Below are 16704 nucleotides of genomic sequence, written 5' to 3'. Positions count from 1 at the left end.
GTTCGCATGTCGGGAGAGCCTTTCTCCCCCGCGTGCGGAAACGTTCTTCCGGGGGTTGCTTCCGCAGGGCTTTCAGGCCCTCGGGCGATGTTCCGCCCCGGAATCCTTCTCTCTGCGGAGAAGGGGGTCAATTCATCGGCGATCGCCGCATCCCTTTTGCGGAAGGCCGGTCCATCCGGCCGAATGGACCGGCACACTGAGCGTCACGTGCACGCCAACGCCCCGGTCCGTGACCCGCTCGGACCGCTCCGCCGGCACCGCCCCTCACGCCGCGGTCCGGTGGGGGAGCCCCGCTCCGGCGGAACCGGACGTCGTCCCGGCCGCGTCGTCCTTGCTGTGCGCTCCGGACCGGCGGCCGGACCCGTACGCCGACCGAGCCACCCCGTGGTGCGGTGCGGGAGCCCGACATCCCCGGCGCACCGTACGGACGGACCGAGGAGAGCGATGCGACCGCCCGGGACCCCCGCGACCGTTCCCCCCGGCGAGCCGGGGGCCCACGCTCCCGCGGCCGCCCGGCGGAGGGGGCACCGCCCCGGGCGCGGGAAGGCGGGAGCCGCGTCCGCGGTGGTGATCGCGGCGCTGCTCGCCGAGCCCCGGCTGGTCCCCAACACCCCCGGCCGACTGGGCAGTCTGCTGGAGACCCTGCTGCCGTGGCTCGGCCTCGCGGTGCCGGTACTGCTCTGCGCCGGGCTGTTGAGGAAGTCGCCGCTCGCCGTGGCGGCCGCACTGCTGCCCGCCCTCGTCTGGGGCGTCCGCTTCGGCGGTCCCCTCCTCACCGCGACGGACGACTCCGGCGGACTGATCGTGCTCCAGCACAACGTCAGCGACGAGAACACTGACCCGGCGGGCACCGCGGCGGCCGTCAACCGGAGCGGGGCGCGGATCGTCGCCCTGGAAGAGCTCACGCCACAGGCCCTCCCGGTGTACGAGGAGGCCCTCGCGTCGCGCTTCCCGCACCACCGGGTGAGTGGCACCGTGGGGCTCTGGTCGGCCTTCCCCCTGACGGACGTGCGCCCCGTGGACATCCGGCCGGACGGCATCGCGGGGGAGTGGAACCGGGGCCTGCGGGCCACCGCGCGCACCCCGGACGGCGACCTCGCCGTGTTCGTCGTCCACCTGCCGTCCATCCGCCTCGGCGCGACGGGCCTGCGCTCCGGACTCCGCGACGAGAGCGCCGCCCTCCTCGCCACCGCGGTCCACGAGGAACCGGTGCCGCGGGTGCTCCTGCTCGGCGACCTCAACAGCACCGTGGACGACCGGGGAATCGCCCCGCTGCGCACACGCCTGGACGCCCCCGGCTCCGGAGTGGGGTTCAGCTGGCCCGCGGCCTTTCCGGTGGCCCGGATCGACCAGATCCTCGCTCGGTCCGTCCGCGTCACCGGCATCCGCGCCCTGCCCGCCACCGGCAGCGACCACCTGCCGGTCACCGCCTACGTCGACCTCCGGTCCGAGGCCGGCCGCCGCGCGCCGTCCACCGCGTGGTCCGACCCCGCTCCCTGAGTAGTCGGCGCGGCGGAACTGAGTAGGGCCGCGCATCCGGCGACCGGTCCGACACAGGTCGAATAGGACCATGCCCATCATCCATGCGGGGCCCGCCGACGCGGGGCCCACCGGTTCGACGCCGACCCCTTCGACGCCCGCCGCCTGGTTGTCCAGGGCTTCGGCGTCCAGGGCTTCGGCTCTGAGCCCCCGCGTCCGCCATGTCACCGTGGCGGGTGCGTCCCTGGCCGGCGCACTCCTCCCGCTCGTGGCCGGTGTCCTGCTGGCGAGGGTGGCCGCCGGTGACCCGATGACCTCGGTGAACGCGCTGGCCACCCGCACCGGGCCCGGCAGCGCCGTGCCGCCTTCGCAGTGGCGCGGCTGCGGTCGCGCGGTGCTGCGACGGAGCAGGGAGGCCGGGGCGGGCCGGGCGGTGAGCGGTGCGGCCCGGCTCGTGCGCGGAGTAGGGGCCGGACGCGGCCGACGCGGGCCGGGAGCCGGTCCTGACGTCCCCGCCCGACGGAGTTCCGAGCCGTCACCCCGGCCGGACGACCACAACTCTTCTCCTCGGCAGCCACTCGGTCCCGTTTCCGGCCCTGGGACGCGGCTGCCCGGGACCGCGGGACGCGGGGCCGTCCCGTCGTCCAGGGTGACGAGCGGGCCGTGAACGGCGTTCAGGTGGGGTACCACCGGGGAGCGGCCTGACACCTTGTCGCTGCCGTACGCCTGGGCACTCCACAGTGAAGCTCAGGAGCAGCACGTGGCCCCGACACGGACAGCCCGCCTCATGGACGGCACCGCCCTCGCCCGCCGTACCGTCGAAACGGCCTCGGCGGCCGACCTTCTGCGGCGAACGGGGACGGCGCCCTGCCTGGCGACCGTCCTCGTCGGCGAGGACTCCGCCTCGGTGACCTACGTACGGATGAAGCGCGCCCGGTGCGAGAGGGCCGGCATCGAGTCACGTCATGTGGCCCTGCCCGCCTCGATCTCCACGGACGGGCTGGTCGAGGTGATCACCGAGTTCTCCGAGGACCCGGGACGCACGGCATCCCGCTGCCGCACCCGGTGGGCCCCACATCGACGAGCGTGCGGCGTTCGAGGCGATCGCGCCCGGGAAGGACGTCGACGGCGTCACCACCCGCTCCTTCGCCGCCATGGGATTCGGCCTGCCCGGCTTCGTCTCCTGAACCCCCGGGCGGGATCATGCGCTGCTCGACGCGTACGAGGTCGACCTCGCCGGTGAGCACGCGGTCGTCGTGGGGCGCAGCGCCATCCTCGGCAAGCCGGCCGGGCTGCTTCTGCTCGGCCGGGACGCCACGGTGTCGTACTGCCACTCGCGCACGGCCGACCTCTCCTCCCACGTACGGGAGGCCGACGTGCTGCTCGCCGCGGTCGGCAGACCGCGCTTCATCGCCGGGGCGGACATCAAGCCCGGTGCCGTGGTGATCGGCGCGGGTGACCACCCGGGCAACGTCGGTGACGTCGGCTTCGAGCAGGCCCGCGAACGGGCCGCGCTGATCACCCCGGTGCCCGGCGGTGTCGGGCCGATGACGATCGCCGTACTCCTCGATCAGACGGTCGAGGCGGCGAAGCGGCAACTCGGCCTGGACCGACCGGCCGGCTTCCGGGCGAAGGCCCGGAAGCCGGCGCGGCACGCCCGCTCACCCCACCGCGTGCGGCGCGGTGTCCGGGCGCTCGAACTGGGTGCGGTACAGCTCCTCGTACCGTCCGCCGAGGGCGAGCAGCTCCTGGTGGGTGCCGCGTTCGACGATCCGCCCCGCCTCCACGACGAGGATCTGGTCGGCCGCGCGCACCGTCGAGAGCCGGTGGGCGATCACCACCGCGGTCCGGCCGTCCAGCGCTTCGGTCAGCGCCTCCTGGACCGATGCCTCCGAGGTGGAGTCGAGGTGCGCGGTCGCCTCGTCGAGGATCACCACCCGCTGACGGGCCAGCAGCAGCCGGGCGATGGTCAGCCGCTGCCTCTCCCCGCCCGAGAGGCGGTAGCCGCGCTCGCCGACCACCGTGTCCAGCCCGTCCGGGAGCGAGGCCACCAGCCCGTCGAGCCGCGAGCGGCGCAGGGCGTCCCAGATCTCGTCCTCGGTGGCCTCCGGCCGGGCCAGCAGCAGGTTGGCCCGTACGGACTCGTGGAACAGGTGTCCGTCCTGGGTCACCATGCCGAGCGTCTCGCGCACCGAGTCCGCGGTCAGATCGCGGACATCCACGCCGTTCAGCCGGACGGCCCCCGCGTCGACGTCGTACAACCGGGGGAGCAGCTGCGCGATCGTGGACTTCCCCGCGCCCGAGGAGCCGACCAGCGCGACCATCCGGCCCGGCCGCGCCACGAAGGACACGTCGTGGAGCACTTCCGCACCGCCCCGGTCGTCCAGCGCGGCGACCGCCTCCAGCGAGGCGAGGGAGACCTTGTCCGCGGACGGGTAACCGAACGAGACTCCGTCGAACTCCACCGACACCGGGCCGTCCGGCACCCGTCGCGCGTCCGGCTTCTCGGCGATCAGCGGCTTCAGGTCCAGGATCTCGAAGACGCGCTCAAAGCTGACCAGGGCGCTCATCACCTCGACCCGCGCGCCGGCGAGCGAAGTGAGCGGCGCGTACAGACGGGTCAGCAGGAGGGCGAGGGAGACGACGGCGCCGGGTTCGAGCGTGCCCTGCTGGGCATAGTGGCCCCCCAGGCCGTAGACCAGCGCGAGCGCCAGTGCGGAGACCAGGGTGAGGGCGGTGATGAAACCGGACTGGGCCATGGCGGTACGGACACCGATGTCACGCACCCGGCGGGCCCGGGCGGCGAACTCGGCGGACTCCTCGGCGGGCCTCCCGAACAGCTTGACGAGAGTCGCGCCCGGCGCCGAGAAGCGCTCGGTCATCTGGGTCGCCATCGCCGCGTTGTGCGCGGCCGCCTCCCGCTGCAGCGAAGCCATCCGGGCCCCCCGGCGGCGGGCCGGGACGACGAACACCGGCAGCAGCACCAGGGCGAGCAGCGTGATCTGCCAGGAGATGCCGAGCATCACGGCGAGCGTCAGGACCAGGGTCACCAGGTTGGAGACCACGCCCGAGAGGGTGTTGCTGAACGCACGCTGCGCCCCGATGACGTCGCTGTTCAGCCGGCTCACCAGAGCCCCCGTACGCGTACGGGTGAAGAAGGCCACCGGCATCCGCTGGACGTGGTCGAAGACCGCCGTCCGCAGATCCAGGATGAGCCCCTCTCCGAGGTTGGCCGACAGCCAGCGGGTGAGCAGGCCGATGCCCGCCTCGGCCACCGCGATGAGCGCGATGAGCACGGCGAGACGGACGACGGTGCCGTTCGCGCCACCCTTGACGATCGCGTCGACCACCTTGCCCGCCAGGACCGGCGTGGCCACCGCGAGCAGGGCTCCCACCACACTGACGACCAGGAACCGCACCAGTCGGCGGCGGTGCGGGCGGGCGAAATCGAGGATGCGGCGCAGGGTCGCACCGGAGAAGGGCCGGCGGTCGCGCTGGGCGTTCATCACGCTGTGCAGCGAGGACCAGGCGGTGAATTCCATGTCCATGCAGGAGCTCCGGGTTTCTTCCGACCGACGGACGGCCCGCGAGGGCCCGTAGGACAGGAAAATAGGACCTCAAGCATTGTTGAGGTCAAGGGGTTCATCGTCGTGCCGGGTCCGGTTGCCGTCGCGTGCGCGGCGGGCCGGCCCCAGGACAGTGTGCGCCCGCTCCGGAAGCGGTCCGCCCGGCGCGGTGCGACGGTGGACACGCGTGCCGCTCCGGCACCCGGGAATCGGCGGAAGGACCCACGAGGTGCGTATCGACCTGACCGGCAGGAAGGCGGTCGTCACCGGATCGTCGCAGGGAATCGGCCTCGCCATCGCGTCCGGCCTCGCCGCCGCGGGCGCCTCGGTGGTGCTGACCGGACGCGACGCGGACCGGCTGGAATCGGCCGGACGGACCCTGCGTGACCGGGTCCCGGACGCGGACGTGGAGAGCGTCGCCTGTGACCTCGTCACCGAGGAGGGTGCCGAGCGGCTCCGGCGGGCCGTTCCCGAGGCCGACGTCCTCGTCAACAACCTGGGCATCTTCGGGGCGCGCCCGCCGCTGGAGATCACCGACCAGGAGTGGCGGACCTACTTCGACACGAACGTCCTCAGCGCGGTCCGGCTGATCCGCCGCTACCTGCCCGGGATGAAGCACCGGGGCTGGGGGAGGGTGCAGAACATCGCGAGCGACTCGGCGGTCGTGATCCCTGCCGAGATGATCCATTACGGGATGTCCAAGACCGCGCTGCTCGCAGTCTCCCGGGGCTTCGCCAAGGAGGCGGCCGGCACCGGTGTGACGGTCAACTCGGTCATCGCGGGCCCCACCCACACCGGAGGCGTCGAGACGTTCGTGTACGAACTGGTGGACGAGAACCTGCCCTGGGACGAGGCGCAGCGCGCGTTCATGCGCCTGCACCGGCCGCAGTCACTGCTCCAGCGCCTCATCGAACCCGAGGAGATCGCCAATCTGGTGGTCTACCTCAGCTCCGCCCAGGCCTCCGCCACCACCGGGGCGGCGGTGCGGGTGGACGGCGGGTACGTCGACTCGATCGTGCCCTGACGGCTGCCGCCGTCGTCCCGACGGGGGCGAGGGCCCGGATCGGGGTACGGCGGACCGGGCGGTTCCCCTGGGCTGGCATGATCGGGGTATGGACGAGAGCATCATCGCCGCGTGTGACGGGGCGTCGAAGGGCAACCCCGGGCCTGCCGCCTGGGCGTGGGTGGTCGCGGACGCAGCCGGGCGCCCGCAGCGCTGGGAGGCGGGACCGCTGGGCACCGCCACCAACAACGTCGCCGAGCTGACCGCGCTGCGCTCGCTGCTGGAGTCGACCGACCCCGCCGTGCCGGTCGAGGTGCGCATGGACTCGCAGTACGCGATGAACGCCGTGACCAAGTGGCTGCCCGGCTGGAAGCGCAACGGCTGGAAGACCTCGGGCGGCAAGCCGGTCGCCAACCAGGAGCTGGTCGTCCGCATCGACGAGCTGCTCTCCGGCCGCTCGGTGCGCTTCCAGTACGTCCCCGCCCACCAGGTCGGCGGCGACCCGCTGAACGCGCTGGCCGACCAGGCCGCGAGCGAGGCGGCCGTGACGCAGCTGCCCGCCGGCACCGCCCACGGGACGGCCGCCCTGCCCGAACCCGCCCCTTCCCGGGCGGTCAAGAGCGCCCCGGGGAAGACGGCGAAGGCCTCCTCCGGCGGAGCCCGCGCAGGCGCAACGATCCGGGCGAAGTTCGCCGGGCGGTGCCGTTGCGGGAAGCCCTACGCGGCCCAGGAGATGATCGCGAAGAACCCGGCCGGCTGGGGTCACCCGGAGTGCCGTACCGAACCCGCGTGACGGCTGACGGCTGACCCGCCCGATCTGCCCGACCCGCGTGACCGCGGCGGACCCGGCCCGTTCCGCCTGCGGGCCGGGCCGGGCCGGGCCGGGCCGTCAGGCGGCTACTGCGCGCACTTCGCCTGGTCGGCCGTGGACTTGTTCACTTCCGGTGCCTTCGCCGGAGCGGTGAGCGAGACGCCCGCGCCCTTGAAGTCCTTGCCGAGAGTCAGGGTCATGGCGGGCAGCCCCTGGTCGTTGATGACGCTCCCGCCCGGCTTCATCGCAGATCCGGACAGGCCCATCAGCGCGGCGAGCCGGCGGGCCTGGTCGGCCTGGTCGGGGGCGTACTCCAGCGTCGTCTTCGCCAGCACGTCAGGCGCGTTGGAGCCGTTCTCGGACTTCGTCACCCCCACGTCGTTCTGCAGCCAGTCGACGGTCTCCTGCGCGGAGCCCCCCTCGGCGCCGCCGTTGAGCACCCGCACCCGCACGTCGCCGGCGGCGGACCGGGTGCCCTTGAGGCGGGCGGCGACCGAGGCGGCCTCCTTCTTCTTCTCCTGCTTCACCGCGGTGAGGGAGACGTCGTCCGCGACGGCCCGGAAGACCGGGGGCGCGAGGCTCTCGTTGACGACCACCGTCACCGGAGGATGCTCTTCCGGGTTGTCCAGGACCGGCACCGTGGTGAAGGAGATGTTCTTCGGCGGGACTTTCTTCAGCTCCAGCGCCATGTCCTTGAGCGAGCCCGGCTTGCCGATGCCGGTGTCCACGGTCAGGGCGTTGGTGGCCGCCTCCGCGAGCCTCACCAGCTTGGTGGGGCTGGTGAGCGTGTCGCTGGAGGACATCTTGCGCATCAGCGAGCCCAGGAACTGCTGCTGGACCGCGATGCGGTCGAGGTCGCCCTTGTTGCCGAAGCTGTGCCGGGTACGGAGGAAGGCGAGCGCCTGCTCGCCCTCGATGGTGTGCTTGCCCTTGCCGAGCTTCAGGTGCGAGTCGGGGTCGTCGACGTCCTTGGCGAGGCACACGTCGACCCCCTCGACGGCGGTCGTCAGCGTCTTCACGGCGTTGAAGTCCGCCATCATGAAGTGGTCCACCGAGATGCCGGTGGTCGCCTTGACCGTCCGCATGGTGCAGCCCGGATCGCGCCCGTCCTGGCCGAGGCTGGTGTTGAAGCGGACGTGCTGGGTCCCCGGCACGATCTTCTCGGTGCCGTCCTCCTGCTTGGTCGGACAGTCGGGCACGTCCACGATCAGGTCGCGCGGGATGCTCAGCGCCGTCGCGTTCGTCCGGTCCTCCGAGACGTGCAGCAGGATGTTGGTGTCGGCGTGGCCGACACTGCCCGCGTCGCCGTACCCCTCGTTCCCCGCGCCGGTCCGCTTGTCGGTGCCGATGATCAGTATGTTGAAGGCTTTGTCCTTGCTGAAGCCCGCGGCACCGGCGTCGCCCACGTCCGTGGTCGTGACGTTTCCCTCGAGGTGTTTGAGGTAGGCGTAACCGGCGGCCGAGACGGCCACCAGGACGAACGCCATCGAGCCGCCCGTCCAGAGCAGAACGCGCTTGGTCCTCGGCTTCCGCTTGTTCCGCGCCCCCCGGCGACCTGGTGGCTCGGCCGGAACTCCCCGGCGTTTGCGGGGTGCAGGAAGGCCGCCGGGCGACTTCGGACGGCCGGGCGCACTGGTGTCCTGGCCGGAACGGGCCGGTGCGTGTCCTGCGTCGCCCTCTCCCCGGACGGGCCCCCGCGGGCTCGGGACGCCCGTTCTCCCCGGTCGCGCTGCGGAAGGAGTCAATCGCAATTCGTATTCGCCGGTGCTCGGGTTGAGCACCCATTGGTCTGCGGGGTCGATGTCGTCCGCCCGCCCACGGCCTTGCGCGTCCACGGTTGTCCGAATCCTCCGTCGGGGCCACGCGGCGCCTTCCCCCTGAAGGCGCTCGGGTCTCGTACACGATGTCACCGGACACGTGACGTCGAGATCGTCCCCGTGGTCGGTGCACCGGATCGCTCACCCTATCGGGCCGGATCGACACCGAGCCAAGGCGGTGAAAGATTTAACGTCCGCTTACCCGGGCAATTCATCTGAAATCGGCGAACGAACGCTCTTCGTATTGGCCATTGCCCTACACAGAGCGCCGAACAGGCCCGTTCCCGCGGAGTCGTGCCGCACCGCCCGATCGCGTCCCGCCGGGATGCGGACCGGAAGCGGTGCGTGCAGCGTGGGGGAGTGGTGCAGTCGAGGAGTGTGCAGTGGATCCCCGCCGTCGTCATCGTGCTGGCCGTCGTCGTCGACCTGCTGACCCCGCACGTGGTGACCTCCGCGCCGCTGCTCATCGCCGCACCCGTCTTCGCGGGGCCGCTCCTGCGACCCCGCGGCATCATCCTGACCGGGCTCGTCTCGATGGGCGTGCACGCGATCCTCACCCAGGTCGACGGCACCTTCGCGTGGGGCCGCGGGACGGCCAACCTGCTCACGCTGCTGGCCGTGACCGTCCTGGCGCTCTTCATCAACCGGAGACTGGACCGCCAGTACGCCCACACCGTGCGCGCCAAGCAGGTGGCGGCCGTGGCCCAGCGCGCCGTCCTGCCCGACCCGCCCGCACGGATCGGGGCCCTGCAGGTCGCAGCACGCTACGTCCCCGCAGAGGACGAGGCGCTCATCGGAGGCGACCTCTACGTCGTCCAGGACACCCCGCACGGCATCCGCGCCCTGATCGGCGACGTACGGGGCAAGGGCCTCGGCGCCGTCAGCGCCGTCTGCTCCGACCTCGGCGCCTTCCGGTACGCCGCTGACGAGGCCGGGGACCTCGCCGACCTGGCCCGCGCCATGGAACGGGCCCTCACCCGGGAGGGCGATCGTCGCGGCGGACTGGAGCGGGCGGAAGGGTTCACGACGGGCCTGCTCGCCGAATTCGCCGCCGACCTCTCGTCCGTACGCCTCGTCAACCGGGGACACCCGCCGCCGGTACTGCTCGACGCACAGGGCACCGCCACGCTGCTCGAACCCTCCGAGGAAGCACCACCCCTGGGCATCGGCGCGCTGCAGGACTGGCCCGCGCCCATCGACACCTTCGACTTCCCGCCCGGCGCCACCCTCATCCTCTACACCGACGGCGTCAGCGAATCCCGGGACAACACCGGCACCTTCTACGACGCCACCCTGCGACTGCCCGTCCTCGCCAGGCGCCGCATCGCCCTGGGCGACCCGGTCGCCCCCGGACAGATCCTCGACGCGCTCATCCGCGACGTCCGGCGCCACACCGGCGACCGGCCGCTGGACGACCAGGCACTGCTCGCCCTGCACCGCCCGCCGGAGGCAACTTTTCACTGGTAGGTGGTTTCGGTTCCCGACTGTCGGTCACCCGACACCCAAGACGAAAACACCAGGACGAAATCACCGAGCCGAAGAAACCCAACCGGCCACCGGAAGTGGGAACCATGGAGAACTGGCGCACACGAGCGGTCTGCCGCGAGCAGGACCCGGACCTCTTCTTCCCGATCGGGAGCACCGGGCCCGCCCTCGTACAGACCGAGGAAGCCAAGGCCGTCTGCCACACCTGTCCCGTACGCGAGCAGTGCCTGCGATGGGCCCTCGACAACAACCAGGACGCGGGGGTGTGGGGCGGCCTGGCGGAGGACGAACGCCGCGCGTTCAAGCGCCGCGACCGCCGCAGGGCGGGCCAGCGCGCCTGAGGAACGGGTGCGTTCCGGGTGCCGTGTGCGGCCCGGGAGCGGGTACACGAGGAGCCATGGACCTCACCGCTTGGCTCGTCATCGGCGCCGTTGCCGCGCTGCTCACCATGGGTGTCGCCGCCGTCCTGCTCGTACGCGTCGTGCGTGCGCGCAAACTCCTCGACCAGGCCGGAATTCCGCTCCGGTCCAAGGCCCTCTTCTGGGCCGCGCTGGTCTACACGATCTCGCCGGTCGACCTCATCCCCGACCCCGTCTACCTCGACGACATCGGCTTCCTCCTCGTCGCCCTCCGCTCCCTCCACTCGGCCGCGAGCGCGGCCGGCATCGGAGCGCGCGTGGGCGCGGGCCGGCGGAGCAGCGAGAAAGCCCTGCCGAGGGCGACGCCCGACGGCGGCTGAGCGGTACGGGCGGAAGGCACCCGCGGGTCGTGCGGTGAGGGCCGCGGGGGGCGGCAACCTTTGTGCGGCCGGGGGCGACTGACGTATGCAACCCGTCACCCGCCCCCGGCCGAAAGTGCGTACCGTGAACCCCACATCCGCTTTTGCCCGCACCCCCCACCCACGAGGCAGGCGCCGTCGGCCCGCCAGGACCCGCGCGCTGATCAGCTCGCTGACCGCGGGCCTCCTCGCCGCCGCCGGCCTCGTCGCCGCGGGACAGACCTCGCACGCCGCGACCCTGCGGCAGGCCGAGGCGCTGGACCGGGGCGTCGTCAGCGTCCACACCGACAGCGGCAACCTCGTCAGCTGGCGGTGGCTCGGCACCGACCCCGACGCCGTCGCGTTCAACGTCTACCGGGCTGGTACCAAACTCAACGCCTCGCCCCTCACCGGCTCGACCAACTACTTCCACGCCGGTGCGCCCGCCACCGCGGACTACACCGTCCGCGCCGTGGTCGGCGGGGTCGAGCAGGCGGACTCCGTCCACGCCATCCAGTTCCGCACCGGATACAAGGACGTGCCCATCAGCCCGCCCGCCGGCGGCACCACCCCGGACGGCGTCGCCTACACCTACGAGGCCAACGACGTCTCCGTGGGCGACCTGGACGGCGACGGAGCCCTCGACTTCGTCCTCAAGTGGCAGCCCACCAACGCCAAGGACAACTCGCAGTCCGGCTACACCGGCAACACCGTGGTCGACGGCATCAAACTCGACGGCACCCGGCTGTGGCGCGTCGACCTGGGCCGCAACATCCGCTCGGGCGCGCACTACACGCAGTTCCAGGTGTACGACTACGACGGCGACGGGGAGGCCGAGGTCGCCATGAAGACCTCGGACGGCACCGTCGACGGCAGGGGAACCACCCTCGGCAGCGCCTCCGCCGACTACCGCAACTCCTCGGGCTACGTCCTCACCGGACCCGAGTACCTGACCATGTTCAACGGCCGTACCGGCGCGGCCATGGGCTCCACCGACTACGTCCCCGCCCGCGGCACCGTCTCCTCGTGGGGCGACTCGTACGGCAACCGGGTCGACCGCTTCCTCGCCGGAACCGCCTACCTCGACGGCTCCAGGCCCTCCCTCATCATGGCGCGCGGCTACTACACGCGTACCGTCGTCGCCGCCTGGGACTGGCGCGGCGGCGCGTTCACCCGGCGGTGGACCTTCGACACCAACAGTTCCACCAACACCGGCCGGGGGTACGACGGCCAGGGCAACCACCAGCTGTCCGTGGCCGACGTCGACGCGGACGGCAAGGACGAGATCGTGTACGGCTCCATGGCCCTCGACGACAACGGCGCTTCCCTGTGGACCACCAGGAACGGCCACGGCGACGCCCAGCACGTCGGCGACCTCGACCCCTCCCGGGCAGGACTGGAGGAGTTCAAGGTGGACGAGGACAGCTCCAAACCCTCCTCCTGGATGGCCGACGCGCGCACCGGACAGATCCTCTGGTCGACCCCGGCCAACGGCGACAACGGACGGGGCGTCTCGGACGACATCTGGTCCGGCAGCCCCGGCGCCGAGTCGTGGTCCTCGGCCGCGGACGGCGTACGCAGTCCCTCCGGCGCCGTGGTGGCCACCCGCAAGCCGTCCAGTACCAACTTCCTGACCTGGTGGGACGGCGACACCACACGCGAACTGCTCGACTCCACCCACATCGACAAGTACGGCACCTCGTCCGACACCCGACTGCTCACCGGCGCCTCCGTGCACGCCAACAACGGTACGAAGGCCACCCCGGCGATCTCCGGAGACCTCTTCGGCGACTGGCGCGAGGAGGTCGTCTGGCCGACGACGAACAACACGGCCCTGCGGATCTACTCCACGCCGTACGAGACCACCACCAAGATCACCACGCTGCTCCACGACACCCAGTACCGCACTGCTCTCGCCTGGCAGAACACCGCATACAACCAGCCGCCGCACCCGAGCTTCGCCATCGGCAGCGGCATGCCGACCGCGCCGCGGCCGGCCATCACCACGCCGTAGCTGCCAAAACAGGGTTCTGACGCACGACTGTGGCGGCTGCGAGAGGTCTACTCGCAGCCGCCATTTTCGCGCCCGTGCACCCCGCTGGGGAGAATCTGGGGAGATCCACTAGGAGTCGCGGCCCTGGACGGCCACATCGAGCTCGGGAGTCGGTTCCGCGCCGGCGGTCAGAAACCGCCCGAGCGCGGCCCGGCCGCGGTTTCCCGACTTCGGCATGAAGTGTACGTGGGTCCCAAGCGTGAACGCCGGGTCCGAGTGCCCCAGCCATGCGGCCAGTTGCGTGATGGTCTCACCCTCTGGCAGGACAAGGCTGGCGAACGTGTGGCTACCACCCGGCCCGTGAAGCGGATGCGGCGCATACCGACTATGGGCGGCCCGCAGGCCGGCGCACCCTGCCCATCGACCACGACCGGCGGCGACGACGTATCCGGACCGTGCCCACCGGGAGATACCTGTGAGACCTGCCCGCCGCGGGATGCCGCTCGTGCCCCGCGAGGTTCAGATCCTCGGCCTCATCGCCCAAGGTGGCACCTACCAGGGGGTCGCCGACGAACTCCACCTCGCCTACAACACGGTGAAGAACTACGCCGCGAGCGCGATCACGAAGCCCGGCGCCAACACTCAGGCCCACGCCGTCCTCCTCGCCTGCCACGCCGGGCTCCTTGACGGGAAGCCCCGTCGGCACGGAGACCACGCCGGATTCGCAGCACATCGGTACCGGGGCGACGAACCGTGCGACGTGTGCTGGGCAGGGGAGCGGGCGTACCAATCGGAACGCAAGGCCGCCCGGAAGGCCACGAAGGAGATCACGACATGACCCTGCCCCGCCGTTTCCATCTCCAGCGCAACGACGACGTCACGGGAGCGTCCGGGACTGGCCGGGTTGCCGACGGTGTCCAGTGGCCCGACGGCACCGTCACCGTCCGGTGGAGGCGCGAACGGGCGTCCACCGTCAACTGGGACTGCATCGAGGACGCCGAAGCCATCCACGGGCACCAGGGCGCCACCGTCATCGTCTGGGACGACCCCGAGCCGGCCACCTGACCCCGCACAGCACCACCCGCGACGTCGGCTGGGGAACCGACCCCGGCTGGGGATACGACGACCTCGGATGGGGCGTCACCGGCCGCTGACCTCAGCGCTTCCGAAGACCGGAGGATGACGCCGGGACCTCGCCAACACGCACGAACACCCGCGCCCGCATCCCGGCGCGGGTGTTCAGCGCAGACCGACTGCTGATCAGTAGACCTGGACCTCGATCTGCTCCGGCTCGGCCTGCTGCTCCTGCCGGTAGACGACAGACCGCACCGCCGCGCCCGGGACGAGGAACACGTCGTACCCGCCAGCTGCGTGCTGACCCGGTTGCCGCGGGTCGACATGGAGGAAGCCACCCTCAATGGCGACCCGAACGTTCTGGAGCCGGTCGAGCTTGTTGTGCCCGGCGTTCGGGTCGGCGATGAGCTTGTCAGTCAGTTCGAGGGTGGTGACGGTGCGCCAGTTCAGAGTCATGAGGCAGGTTCCTTGTGTCGTAAGAGTGGCGGGGCCCCTGGTGACGACATTGGCTTCGTGACGGGCGCCACCGGGGGTGAGCAGCCTGCCATGAAGTACTGACAGCAGGAGGCCAAAGGTCGCGTCGCGCAGCCCATCCCCGACCATTGCAGGGTAGTCAGAACCGCATCAGCGGGTGACACCTTGGGCACACCGCCCCCCCCACCATCCATCGCCGGACGCCCACTCGCTGCGCTTGGCTGGTCAGGAGTAACGAATGGCGGTGCCGTACCCCTGGTAGACCGTCCGAGTCTCGATCGACTCGCCAGACAGGAAACCGACGCTGGTGTGCGTGTTCGATACGGTGACGAAACGCACCCCGATGACTGCATCAGCCCCATGACTGCGGGCCGTTGACTCAAGGTGGGAGTACGCCTCACCGAGACTCTGGGCCTCATCCCCCCAGATCATCCAGCTCACCTCTATCTCGCGCCCCGTCAACGGCGAGTCCGTAGTGGTCATATGCACTTGCCGCCCTGATTTGCCCATGGCCCCAGTGTGGCGGCTCAGGCGGGCCACGTCACTCGCAGCCCCCGCCGAATGCAGCCAACAGAGCCTCGTTGAGGCTGACTTCGACCGCAGAGAGCTGTCACGGCCCTGGATGCCACTACGGCCGCACCCGAACCTCGCAGGGGCGGCCGGCGCGCGGATCAGCCCCCGATGTACAGCTGCGGCAGCTTCGGTGTGTGCCGTGCGATGTGCTCGGCGCGTGCGGTGTCCTCGTCCGAACCGCCGGCTTCGGGGCCGGTCGTGGCGAGGGGCGGGGCGTCGTCCACCAGTGAGGCCGCTGCGGAGTACACGCCCGTACCCAGAGCCTGCCACGACAGGTCCAGACCCCCACCGCTCGCTGCGAGGCTCTCCGCCTCACGCTCGGCGAGACGGGCGCGGAGGAAGGCCATCAGGGGGTCGGACACGGCTCGACTCCTCGTACCCGCAGGGACATGGGTGACGGCGACGCAGGGGTGGGTGGTCGCCCCGCCGTCGTTCGGCGGACGGTTCATGGCCGCAGTACGACCTCGGGCGCCGACGACGAGGAACGCATCGTCGTCGGCGCCGCGGTGACGGCGCGGCCTCCTCGGGCAGTGCGCGCAGAACCCCCACGCGCTCGTTCCGCCGCTCACGAGGCGCCGGCTCCGGAGCCCCCCGGCCCCGGAGTCACGCGCTTCCGTGGTGCCTCAGCGACCGACCGTCGCCACGACGATCTTGCCGCCACCCTCCCGGCTCCGTACCTGCACGTCGTGGGCGAGGCGCCGGATCATGGGCCAGCCGAAGCCGCCGGTGCGGCCCGTGAGGTCGGGGGTGCGGTCCTGCGGATGGGCGGAACTCTGATCGGAGACCTTGATCTGCAGGGCACACCGATCAGCGGCGAACCGGAGCGCGGAGACCCCGCCGGCGTGCCGGATGGCGTTGGTCACCAGCTCCGACACGAGCAGAAGCAGGTTCTGCACCGTTTCGGCGCGGGGCTTGGGATCGAGCCGTTCGAGGAAAGCGGTAATCGCCTCCCGGGCCTCGGCGGCTCGCTCCGGCCGACAGACGAATTCGAGCTGTGCGTCGTGAGGAGTCGTGTCTTTCACCTGAATGTGGTGGCGCATATGGATTACCCCGTCAAGAGAATTCCGTGGTCGCTTTGCACGTACCCCGTAGCAAGCCGTTCAAGGACGGTGTTCGTTGATCGTTTGCGGAGAGTATGCGGAAATGTGTGGGGCGGGTGGCAGCTCTCGGGGGTGGGGTGTGCTCGGCTGCGGACGGGCATCGTGCCTGCTCACAGCGGGTTTTGGTGTGCGCGTGGGCGTCAAGCGTGAGATGTGTCCGGATGAGGGAGGTGTGCCCTCCCGAAGTGTGGGCACATGAGGGGTCGGAGGTTGATAATCATGGTCCCACTTCTTCTCGTCCTGCTTCTCGCTCTCGTTCTCTTCGGTGCCGGATTCGCGCTGAAGATACTGTGGTGGATCGCCGTGATCGTGCTGGTGGTGTGGCTGCTGGGCTTCTTCATCCGCCCGGCTTCCAGCGGCCGGAAGGGACGCTGGTACCGCTGGTGACGAATCCGGCTCGACATTCCTGACGGGACCCGGATTCTCGACCCACTACCGGTCTGCGGGCGGCCCCCGTGACGTGACGTCACCCGGGGCCCCCCCCGCGGCGCCCCCGGCCGGGGTGGGGGCGACAACCCGGCTCACCCGGGGGGGGGGTGCCGCCGCGACCCGTTTGGGGGGGGTGGGGTGTA

15 protein-coding genes, 1 pseudogene and 1 riboswitch are annotated in these 16704 nt (G+C 71.2%); of the genes and pseudogenes, 11 read left to right on the top strand and 5 right to left on the bottom strand.

The features are described 5' to 3' along the window. Positions 1–444: 444 nt before the first annotated feature. Positions 445–1500, top strand: coding sequence for an endonuclease/exonuclease/phosphatase family protein (locus ACFYPN_RS22890; protein ID WP_389300591.1), 1056 nt, complete (start codon positions 445–447; stop codon positions 1498–1500). 632 nt (positions 1501–2132) lie between these two features. Then, positions 2133–2218: riboswitch (ZMP/ZTP riboswitch) on the top strand. 48 nt (positions 2219–2266) lie between these two features. After that, a pseudogene (locus tag ACFYPN_RS22885) lies at positions 2267–3086 on the top strand (bifunctional 5,10-methylenetetrahydrofolate dehydrogenase/5,10-methenyltetrahydrofolate cyclohydrolase); the annotation flags it as partial. Positions 3087–3140: 54 nt separating this feature from the next. Here the strand turns inward: ACFYPN_RS22885 and ACFYPN_RS22880 are convergent. After that, the gene (locus ACFYPN_RS22880) at positions 3141–5027 is read right to left on the bottom strand and encodes an ABC transporter ATP-binding protein (protein WP_389300588.1); all 1887 of its coding nucleotides are present in this window, start codon (positions 5025–5027) and stop codon (positions 3141–3143) included. Positions 5028–5274: 247 nt separating this feature from the next. Here ACFYPN_RS22880 and ACFYPN_RS22875 point away from each other — a divergent pair, with 247 nt between their 5' ends. Next, on the top strand, positions 5275–6069 hold the full coding sequence (locus ACFYPN_RS22875; protein ID WP_389300585.1) for an SDR family NAD(P)-dependent oxidoreductase: 795 nt from the start codon (positions 5275–5277) through the stop codon (positions 6067–6069). An 88-nt stretch (positions 6070–6157) separates the two neighbouring features. After that, positions 6158–6841 carry a ribonuclease H gene (locus tag ACFYPN_RS22870; protein ID WP_358757710.1) on the top strand — a complete coding sequence of 228 codons (684 nt, stop codon included), beginning with the start codon at positions 6158–6160 and terminating at the stop codon, positions 6839–6841. Positions 6842–6945: 104 nt separating this feature from the next. On the opposite strand, the gene ACFYPN_RS22865 is transcribed toward ACFYPN_RS22870, so the two are convergent. Then, a complete protein-coding gene (locus ACFYPN_RS22865; RefSeq protein WP_389300581.1) occupies positions 6946–8694 on the bottom strand; it encodes an LCP family protein in 1749 nt (582 codons plus the stop codon). A gap of 342 nt (positions 8695–9036) precedes the next feature. Here ACFYPN_RS22865 and ACFYPN_RS22860 point away from each other — a divergent pair, with 342 nt between their 5' ends. The 6 genes from ACFYPN_RS22860 to ACFYPN_RS22835 all read left to right on the top strand — a co-directional run bounded on the left by ACFYPN_RS22860 (position 9037) and on the right by ACFYPN_RS22835 (position 13976). After that, complete coding sequence (locus ACFYPN_RS22860) at positions 9037–10143, top strand: PP2C family protein-serine/threonine phosphatase (RefSeq protein ID WP_358757714.1); 1107 nt, start codon at positions 9037–9039, stop codon at positions 10141–10143. A 104-nt stretch (positions 10144–10247) separates the two neighbouring features. Then, complete coding sequence (locus ACFYPN_RS22855) at positions 10248–10502, top strand: WhiB family transcriptional regulator (protein WP_358757716.1); 255 nt, start codon at positions 10248–10250, stop codon at positions 10500–10502. Between the two features lie 56 nt (positions 10503–10558). Further along, positions 10559–10900, top strand: a complete 342-nt coding sequence (locus ACFYPN_RS22850; protein ID WP_358757717.1) for a YkvA family protein — start codon at positions 10559–10561, stop codon at positions 10898–10900. A 124-nt stretch (positions 10901–11024) separates the two neighbouring features. Beyond that, on the top strand, positions 11025–12932 hold the full coding sequence (locus tag ACFYPN_RS22845; protein WP_389300579.1) for a rhamnogalacturonan lyase: 1908 nt from the start codon (positions 11025–11027) through the stop codon (positions 12930–12932). A gap of 484 nt (positions 12933–13416) precedes the next feature. Beyond that, positions 13417–13749, top strand: a complete 333-nt coding sequence (locus ACFYPN_RS22840) for a helix-turn-helix transcriptional regulator (RefSeq protein WP_358757719.1) — start codon at positions 13417–13419, stop codon at positions 13747–13749. Continuing rightward, positions 13746–13976 (top strand): hypothetical protein, encoded by a 231-nt coding sequence (locus tag ACFYPN_RS22835; protein ID WP_358757721.1) that lies wholly within the window; start codon positions 13746–13748, stop codon positions 13974–13976. The genes ACFYPN_RS22840 and ACFYPN_RS22835 overlap by 4 nt, the downstream gene beginning before the upstream one ends. A gap of 195 nt (positions 13977–14171) precedes the next feature. On the opposite strand, the gene ACFYPN_RS22830 is transcribed toward ACFYPN_RS22835, so the two are convergent. The 3 genes from ACFYPN_RS22830 to ACFYPN_RS22820 all read right to left on the bottom strand — a co-directional run bounded on the left by ACFYPN_RS22830 (position 14172) and on the right by ACFYPN_RS22820 (position 16072). Further along, entirely contained in the window at positions 14172–14441 is a 270-nt protein-coding gene (locus ACFYPN_RS22830) for a hypothetical protein (RefSeq protein ID WP_389300577.1), read from the bottom strand. Between the two features lie 689 nt (positions 14442–15130). Beyond that, entirely contained in the window at positions 15131–15394 is a 264-nt protein-coding gene (locus ACFYPN_RS22825; protein WP_358757725.1) for a DUF6221 family protein, read from the bottom strand. A 261-nt stretch (positions 15395–15655) separates the two neighbouring features. Further along, entirely contained in the window at positions 15656–16072 is a 417-nt protein-coding gene (locus tag ACFYPN_RS22820) for an ATP-binding protein (RefSeq protein ID WP_389300574.1), read from the bottom strand. Positions 16073–16351: 279 nt separating this feature from the next. Between ACFYPN_RS22820 and ACFYPN_RS22815 the strand changes: the two genes are divergently transcribed. Next, entirely contained in the window at positions 16352–16519 is a 168-nt protein-coding gene (locus ACFYPN_RS22815; RefSeq protein ID WP_358757728.1) for a DUF5670 family protein, read from the top strand. Positions 16520–16704: the final 185 nt, after the last annotated feature.

The organism is Streptomyces sp. NPDC005576 (assembly GCF_042871745.1).
GTDB lineage: Bacteria > Actinomycetota > Actinomycetes > Streptomycetales > Streptomycetaceae > Streptomyces.
This window is presented reverse-complemented; position numbering and strand designations above follow the sequence as displayed.